Origin of the sequence: Mycobacterium sp. (assembly GCF_040398885.1) — a bacterium.
Taxonomy (GTDB): domain Bacteria; phylum Actinomycetota; class Actinomycetes; order Mycobacteriales; family Mycobacteriaceae; genus Mycobacterium.
Map to the genome: position 1 here is coordinate 1 of NZ_JBBATF010000145.1, position 8,393 is coordinate 8,393.

An 8,393-nucleotide genomic window follows, 5' to 3' on the forward strand; every position below is an offset into this window, starting at 1 on the left:
TCGCCCTGACCTGGTGGAGCCTGACCTTCCCGGTCGGCACCTTCGTCACCGGCACCACCCAGTTGGCCGTCCACACCGGCCTGCCGGCCTTCCGGGTCGCCGCCGTCATCGCCTTCGCCGGCGAACTCGGCACCTGGCTGCTGGTGGCGGTCCGCACGACCCGCGGCACCCTGCAGGGCACGCTGCTGGCCCCGATGGGCAACCCCGAGCCGATCCACGCCCACAAGGACCCGGCGGGTTAGGGAACAGATCGGCGGCCGGCGGCGTTGCCGCTCTCATGGCTACCCGTGACCTGACCGCGCAGGACTTCAACGACACCATCGCCGGCAACGACATCGTGCTGGTCGACTTCTGGGCGTCCTGGTGCGGTCCGTGCCGCGCGTTCGCCCCGACCTTCACCAAGGCCTCCGAGGCCCACCCCGACATCGTCTTCGGAAAGGTCGACACCGAGGCGGAGGAACAACTGGCCGCCGCGGCCGAGATCCGGGCCATCCCGACGCTGATGGCCTTCAAGAAGGGTCGGCTGGTGTTCAACCAGGCCGGTGCGCTGCCGCCTGCCGCCCTGGAGGACCTCATCAACCAGGTTCGCGAGTTCGACCCCGAAGCCGCCGCGCAGCCGTCAACCGACCTTTGAGCGGGCCGGCACGCGATAGCGTGCAACGGTGAGTGACTCCGATTTCGTGCTCCTCGAGCGTCCGCAACCCCGGGTCGCGCTGCTCACCCTGAACCGCCCCGAGCGGATGAACTCGATGGCCTTCGACCTGATGGTTCCGTTCAAGGCGGCCCTCGATGAGCTGACCCGCGACAACGACGTCCGGGTCGTCGTCCTCACCGGCGCCGGCCGCGGTTTCTCCTCGGGTGCCGACCACAAGTCGGCCGGGTCGGTCCCGCACGCCGGCGGCCTGGCCCGGCCGTCCCACGCGCTGCGGTCCATGGAGGTGCTCGACGAGGTCATCCTGGCCATGCGCCGGTTGCACCAGCCGATCATCGCCGCGGTCAACGGCGCGGCCATCGGAGGCGGGCTCTGTCTGGCGCTGGCCGCCGACATCCGGGTGGCCGCCTCGGACGCCTACTTCCGGGCCGCCGGCATCAACAACGGCCTGACCGCCAGCGAACTGGGACTGTCCTACCTGCTGCCGCGGGCCGTCGGCAGCTCCCGGGCCTTCGAGATCATGCTGACCGGCCGCGACGTCGACGCCGCCGAGGCCGAGCGGATCGGCCTGGTGTCCCGGCAGGTGCCGGCCGGGGAACTGCTGCCGACCTGCTTCGAGATGGCGGCGCGCATCGCGGCGTTCTCCCGACCCGGCACCGAACTGACCAAGCGCACGCTGTGGACCGGGTTGGACGCAAGTACCCTGGAGGGGCACATGCAGGCCGAGGGCCTCGGGCAGCTCTACGTGCGCCTGCTCACCGCCAACTTCGAAGAGGCGGTCGCCGCGCGCGCCGAGCGGCGCGCCCCGGTCTTCACCGACGAGAAGTAGGGCGCACTTTGATCACCGCAACGGACCTCGAGGTTCGCGCCGGGGCGCGCACGCTGCTGCTCGCCGAAGGCCCCGCGCTGCGCGTCCAGTCCGGCGACCGCATCGGTCTGGTCGGCCGCAACGGCGCCGGCAAGACCACCACCATGCGCATCCTGGCCGGGGAGGGCGACCCCTACGCCGGCACCCTGACCCGCACCGGCGAGATCGGCTACCTGCCCCAGGACCCCCGCGAGGGCGATCTCGACGTGCTCGCCCGCGACCGGGTGCTCTCCGCCCGCGGCCTGGACACCCTGCTGGCCGACCTGGAGAAGCAACAGGTCCTGATGGCCGAGGTGGTCGACGAGTCCGAGCGCGACAGGGCGGTGCGCCGCTACGGCCAACTCGAGGAACGTTTCGCCGCACTGGGCGGTTACGCCGCCGAGAGCGAAGCGGGGCGGATCTGCGCGAGCCTCGGGCTGCCCGAGCGGGTGCTGACCCAGTCGCTGCGCACGCTCTCCGGCGGGCAGCGCCGCCGGGTGGAGTTGGCCCGAATCCTGTTCGCCGCCAGCGAGTCCGGCGCCGGCTCCTCCACCACGCTGCTGCTCGACGAGCCGACCAACCACCTCGACGCCGACTCCATCACCTGGCTGCGTGACTTCCTGAAGTCCTACAATGGCGGCCTGGTGATCATCAGCCACGACGTCGGCCTGCTGGCCGAGGTGGTCAACCGGGTCTGGTTCCTCGACGCCGTGCGCGGGGAGGCCGACGTCTACAACATGGGCTGGCAGAAATACCTCGACGCCCGGGCCACCGACGAACAGCGCCGCCGCCGGGAGCGCGCCAACGCCGAGAAGAAGGCGTCGGCGTTGCGCACCCAGGCCGCCAAACTCGGGGCCAAGGCCACCAAAGCCGTTGCGGCACAGAACATGCTGCGCCGGGCCGAACGCATGATGGCCGAACTCGACGCTGAACGGGTGGCCGACAAGGTGGCCCGGATCAAGTTCCCGACGCCGGCCCCGTGCGGGCGGGTCCCGCTGGTGGCCAGGGGCCTGACCAAGAACTACGGCTCTCTGGAGGTGTTCACCGGCGTCGACCTCGCGATCGACCGGGGTTCGCGGGTGGTGGTGCTCGGCCTCAACGGGGCGGGCAAGACCACCCTGCTGCGGGTGCTCGCCGGAGCGGAGGTCCCCGATGCCGGGACCGTCGAACCCGGACACGGTTGCAAGATCGGCTATTTCGCCCAGGAGCACGACACCCTCGACAACGCCGCCACGGTGTGGGAGAACATCCGCCACGCCGCGCCGGACACCGGCGAACAGGAACTTCGGGGTCTGCTGGGCGCGTTCATGTTCTCCGGCCCGCAACTCGACCAGCCGGCCGGCACGCTGTCCGGCGGCGAGAAGACCCGACTGGCCCTGGCCGGGCTGGTGGCCTCGACCGCCAACGTGCTGCTGCTCGACGAGCCGACCAACAACCTCGACCCGGCCTCCCGCGAGCAGGTGCTCGACGCCCTGCGCAGCTACCTCGGCGCGGTGGTGCTGGTCACCCACGACCCGGGTGCCGCCGAGGCGCTGGGCCCGCAACGGGTGGTGCTGTTGCCGGACGGCACCGAGGACTTCTGGTCCACCGACTACGCGAGCCTCATCGAACTGGCCTGATCCGCGCGTTCCGTCCGCACCGCCGGGATGCCCGGGTGCCGAGTCGCGATGTTTCCGCCGTGTTAACCTTCGCCGTCCGAGCAAACTGATTCAGGGGGGCGTCGCCGTGGTCGAAACGCCGCTCACGATTCCCGCGATGCTCAAGGACAGGGCCGCGCGGCAACCGGACGGCCTGGCCTACAAGTTCGTCGACTACGAGGCCGACCCCGCCGGATTCGTCGAGACCCTGACCTGGCTCGAGGTCTACCGGCGAGCCCGGGCGGTCGCGGGGCAACTGCGCGGTGCGGGATCGCCGGGCGACCGGGTGGCGATCGCCGCACCGCACAACCTCGACTACATCGTGGCCTTCCTGGGGGCCGTGCAGGCCGGCTTCGTGGCCGTGCCGCTGCCGGTGCCCCATCCGGGCGTGCTCGACGAGCGGGTGGCCGCGGTGGTGCGGGACTGCTCGCCGGTGGCCATCCTGACGACCTCCGCCGCGGTGGCGGAGGCGCGGTCGCACTCCGCCGGGCGCGGAACCGGACTGGCCGTCATCGAGGTCGACGGCCTGGAGTTCGACGCCCCGGAGTTCGGCGCCCCGGAGTTCGGCGCCGAACCGGACGTCCCGCCGCACGCGCCCGCCTACCTGCAGTACACGTCCGGTTCGACCCGGACCCCCGCCGGGGTGGTGGTGACCCACGCCAACGTGATCAGCAATCTGTGGCAGATCACCGACGAATACGCCGATGGCGCATCGGAGAACCGCCACATGGTGTCCTGGCTGCCGTTCTACCACGACATGGGACTTGTTCTCGGAGTGCTTCTCCCCATCGTGGTGGGCCGGCCGGTGGTGCTGATGACGCCGATGGCCTTCCTGCGGAAACCTGTGCGCTGGATCCAGCAGTTGGCAACGCACACAAACACTTTCACCGCCGGGCCGAACTTCGCCTACGACCTGCTGGCGCGGCGGGTGGCCGACGCCGACCTGGCCGGACTGGACTTGCGCGGCGTCCTCGCCATGGTCATGGGCGGCGAGCGCGTCCACGGCTCGACGATCCGGCGCTTCGCCGCGAAGTTCGGTCGATTCGGGCTCGGCGAGTCGGTGTTGCGCCCGTCGTACGGGCTGGCGGAGGCGACCGTGCACGTCGCCTCATCCCCGGGTGAGCGGGCCCCCACGGTGGCGCGTTTCGACGCGGACAAGCTGTCGGCCGGCCGGCTGGAACCGACCCGAGCCGACGGTGTCGAGTTGGTGAGTTGCGGTGTCCCGAACGCCTGCGAGGTGCGGATCGTCGACCCCGACACCCTGGCGCAGCTGCCGGCGGGCACGACGGGGGAGATCTGGGTCCTCGGCGATCAGGTCGCCGCGGGTTACTGGCGCAACCCGGAGTCGACGGCACGGACCTTCGGGGGCCGCCTCGCCGATCCGCCGCCGGGGACCCCGGCCGGCCCGTGGCTGCGGACCGGGGATCTGGGGGCGGTCGTGGACGGCGAGTTGTTCGTCATCTCGCGGATCAAGGACCTGCTGATCGTCGACGGCCGCAACCACCACCCCGATGACATCGAGGCCACCATCGAGGAGATCACCGACTGCCGGTCGGCGGCGGTCGCGATCCAGGACGGCAGCCGGGAAAACCTGGTCGCCATCGCCGAGGTCAGGACCCCCGCCGGTTCGCCGGAGTTTCCCGGCATGAAGCGCCGCATCAGCGCCGCCATCCGCAACTCGCACGGTCTGCCGGTCAGCGACCTGGTCTTCGTCGCGCCGGGCTCGCTACCGGTCACCAGCAGCGGAAAGATCCGCCGCTCCGACTGTGTGCAGCGCTACCGGGCGGGCGGGTTCGACCGGCTGGACTGCCCGAGCGGCTGACACCCCGACATGCCGACGACGAGCACCCGCGCCCACCTGACCGACCAGGCCCGGCGCCGCCTCACACCCACCCTGCAGACCATCCCCGGCATGGCGTTGTTGGACCGGCGACTGCGCGATCGCGACTGGCCGCAGTTCGTGTTCGCCGAACCGCCGGCCGGCAGCGGCCTCAAGCCGGTGCTGGGCGACCGGGGGCTGCCACTGCTCGGCCACCTCGTCGAGGTCTTCCGTGGCGGCCCCGCCTTCATGCTGGAGGTATACCGGAAGTACGGCCCGGTCTACTACGGCCGGATGCCGGCGATGTCCGCGGTGGGCGCGCTCGGGCCCGACGCCACCCAGGAAGTGCTGTCCGACCGGAACAGGGACTTCTCCACGGCCGCCTGGCGGGAGGCGATCGGCCCGTTCTTCGACCGCGGACTGATGCTCATGGACTTCGACGAGCACCGCTACCACCGCCGGATCATGCAGGCGGCGTTCACCCGCAGCAGGCTGTCGGGATACGTCGAGCACATCGACGCCGTGGCCACCCGGGTCGTGGCCGGGGAATGGCCGGTCGACGACCGGCGGTTCCTGTTCGCACCCGCGGTCAAGGAACTCACCCTCGACATCGCCTCGGTGGTGTTCATGGGCCACCAGCCGGGAACCGACCGCGAGCGGGTCCGCGCGATCACGCGGGCCTACGGGACCGCCACCCGGGCCGGCGGGGCGATCATCCGCACCCCGGTGCCGCCGTTCAAGTGGTGGCGGGGGATCCGGGCCCGCAGGGCGCTCGAGGAACACTTCGCCGAGCGCGTCGCCGAGCGCCGTGGCGCAACCGGCTCGGACATGCTGACCGTGCTGTGCCACACCGCCGACGGGGACGGCAACACCTTCACCGACACCGACATCGTCAACCACATGATCTTCCTGATGACGGCGGCGCACGACACCTCGACTTCGACGCTGACCACCATGGCCCACCACCTGGCCGCCAACCCGGAGTGGCAGCAGCGCTGCCGCGAGGAGGGCGAACGGATCGGGGACGGCCCCCTGGACATCGAGGCGCTGGACAAGCTGGAAGCCCTGGACCTGGTGATCAACGAATGCCTGCGGATGGTGACCCCGCTGCCGTTCGGCATCCGCCGGGCGGTCCGCGACACCTCGATCCTGGGTCACCACATACCCGCGGGCACCAACGTCACCGTGTGGCCGGGGATGAACCACATGCTCCCCGAACTGTGGGACGACCCCGGGAAGTTCGACCCGGACCGGTTCGCCGAGCCGCGCTCGGAGCACAAGCGCCACCGCTACGCCTTCGCGCCGTTCGGCGGCGGCGCGCACAAGTGCATCGGGACGATGTTCGGGCGGTTGGAGATCAAGACGATCATGCACCGGGTGCTGCGCAACTACCGGCTGGAACCGACCCACCCGGGCTATGTGCCCCGCTACGACTACGCCGGCATGCCGGTGCCGATCGACGGGATGCCGATGGTGCTGCGGCCGATTCGCTGATCTGCCGTCAGGCCGACCCGGACCTCAGCATGTTGCGCAGCACGTACTGCAGGATCCCGCCGTTGCGGTAGTAGTCGGCCTCGCCGGGGGTGTCGATGCGGACCACCGCGTCGAACTCCACCGTCGAACCGTCGGCCTTGGTCGCCGTGACGTGCACCGTCTCGGGTGTCCTGCCGGCATTGAGTTCCTCGATGCCGGTGATGTCGAACACCTCGGTCCCGTCGAGTTTCAGCGACGCCGCGGACTCCCCGGCCGGGAACTGCAACGGGATCACGCCCATGCCGATCAGGTTCGAGCGGTGGATGCGCTCGAAGGACTCGGTGATCACCGCGCGCACGCCCAGCAGGCTGGTGCCCTTGGCCGCCCAGTCCCGGGACGACCCGGAGCCGTACTCCTTGCCGCCGAGCACCACCAACGGGGTGCCGGCCGCCGCGTAGTTCTGCGCGGCGTCATAGATGAAGGCCTGCGGGCCGCCCGGTTGGGTGAAGTCGCGGGTGTAACCGCCGGAGGGGACCTCGCCCAGACCGGCCAGCACCTGGTTGCTCAGCCGGATGTTCGCGAAGGTGCCGCGGATCATCACCTCGTGGTTGCCGCGCCGGGAGCCCAGCGAGTTGAAGTCCGCGGGCTTGACGCCGTTGGCCTCGAGGTACTGCGCCGCGGGGGTGCCCTTCTTGATCGAACCGGCCGGCGAGATGTGGTCGGTGGTCACCGAATCACCCAGCAGCGCAAGCACTCTGGCGCCCTTGATGTCGGTGACCGGCTGCGGCTCGGCGGGCATGCCGTCGAAGTAGGGGGCCTTGCGCACGTAGGTCGACTTCGGGTCCCACTCGAAGGTGTTGCCCGCCGGGGTCGGCAGGTTGCGCCAGCGCTCGTCGCCCTTGAACACGTCGGCGTAGCTCTGCGCGAACATCTCCCGGTTGATCGAGGATGCGATGGTGTCCTCGATCTCTTTCTGCGACGGCCAGATGTCTCTGAGGAAGACGTCGTTGCCGTCGGCGTCCCGGCCCAGCGGGTCGGACTCGAAGTCGAAGTCCATGGTGCCGGCGATGCCGTAGGCGATCACCAGCGGCGGGGAGGCCAGGTAGTTCATCTTGACGTCGGGGGAGATGCGTCCCTCGAAGTTGCGGTTGCCCGACAGCACCGCGGTCACCGCCAGGTCGTTGTCGTTGACGGCCTTGGAGATGTCGTCGGGCAGCGGCCCGGTGTTGCCGATGCAGGTGGTGCACCCGTAGCCGCCGAGGTAGTAGCCCAGCTTCTCCAGATACGGCCACAGCCCGGCCTTCTCGTAGTAGTCGGTGACCACCTGCGAGCCCGGCGCCATGTTGGTCTTGACCCACGGCTTGGTGGTCAGGCCCTTCTCCACCGCCTTCTTGGCCAGCAGGGCCGCGCCGAGCATGACCGACGGGTTGGAGGTGTTGGTGCACGAGGTGATGGCGGCGATCACCACGGCCCCGTGGTCGAGAACGAACTCCCCGCGCTCGGTCGAGCGCACGACCACCGGCTTGCTCGGCCGGCCATGCGACCCGTTGGAGGCCGAGGGCCGCATGTCGACCGCACCGTTGTCGGCGAAGGACAGTGCCGCCGAATCGCTGGCCGGGAAGGACTCCTCGACCGCCTCGTCGAGTTTGGTCTCCGGGGCCGGGTGGTTCTCCTCCACGTAGTTGTGAATGTCCTTGCGGAACGCGTTCTTCGCGTCGGTGAGTTCGATGCGGTCCTGCGGACGCTTGGGCCCGGCGATCGAGGGCACCACCGTGGACAGGTCCAGCTCGAGGTACTCGGAGAACACCGGCTCGTGGTCGGGCCCCTCTGAGTCGGCGTTGTGCCACATACCTTGAGCTTTGGCGTAGGCCTCCACCAGTGCCACCTGCTCGTCGCTGCGACCGGTGAGGCGCAGGTAGTCGATGGTGACCTCGTCGATCGGGAACATCGCTGCGGTGGAACCGA

The 8,393-nt window shown here is 70.1% G+C and carries 7 protein-coding genes; 6 read left to right on the forward strand and 1 reads right to left on the reverse strand.

Features of this window, described 5'->3' with window-relative positions:
* The 6 genes from ADBZ5U_RS12785 to ADBZ5U_RS12810 all read left to right on the forward strand — a co-directional run.
* Positions 1–242, forward strand: a 242-nt coding sequence (locus ADBZ5U_RS12785; RefSeq protein WP_526810742.1) for an SLAC1 family transporter, incomplete at its 5' end; no start/stop codon positions are given.
* A 35-nt stretch (positions 243–277) separates the two neighbouring features.
* Entirely contained in the window at positions 278–634 is a 357-nt protein-coding gene (trxA, locus tag ADBZ5U_RS12790) for a thioredoxin (protein ID WP_526810743.1), read from the forward strand.
* Positions 635–662: 28 nt separating this feature from the next.
* Entirely contained in the window at positions 663–1,481 is an 819-nt protein-coding gene (locus tag ADBZ5U_RS12795) for an enoyl-CoA hydratase (protein WP_526810745.1), read from the forward strand.
* Positions 1,482–1,489: 8 nt separating this feature from the next.
* Positions 1,490–3,118, forward strand: a complete 1,629-nt coding sequence (locus ADBZ5U_RS12800; RefSeq protein WP_526810747.1) for an ABC-F family ATP-binding cassette domain-containing protein — start codon at positions 1,490–1,492, stop codon at positions 3,116–3,118.
* Positions 3,119–3,254: 136 nt separating this feature from the next.
* Positions 3,255–4,958, forward strand: coding sequence for a fatty-acid--AMP ligase (locus ADBZ5U_RS12805; protein ID WP_526810749.1), 1,704 nt, complete (start codon positions 3,255–3,257; stop codon positions 4,956–4,958).
* 9 nt (positions 4,959–4,967) lie between these two features.
* Entirely contained in the window at positions 4,968–6,449 is a 1,482-nt protein-coding gene (locus tag ADBZ5U_RS12810) for a cytochrome P450 (protein ID WP_526810751.1), read from the forward strand.
* 7 nt (positions 6,450–6,456) lie between these two features.
* Here ADBZ5U_RS12810 and ADBZ5U_RS12815 read toward each other — a convergent pair.
* Positions 6,457–8,393 (reverse strand): aconitate hydratase (locus ADBZ5U_RS12815; RefSeq protein WP_526810753.1); only part of this gene is annotated, 1,937 nt, incomplete at its 5' end.

Coding starts and splice junctions, on each gene's coding strand:
- trxA (WP_526810743.1), top strand. CDS start 278: ATGGCTACCCGTGACCTGACCGCGCAGGACTTCAACGACACCATCGCC.
- ADBZ5U_RS12805 (WP_526810749.1), top strand. CDS start 3,255: ATGCTCAAGGACAGGGCCGCGCGGCAACCGGACGGCCTGGCCTACAAG.
- ADBZ5U_RS12810 (WP_526810751.1), top strand. CDS start 4,968: ATGCCGACGACGAGCACCCGCGCCCACCTGACCGACCAGGCCCGGCGC.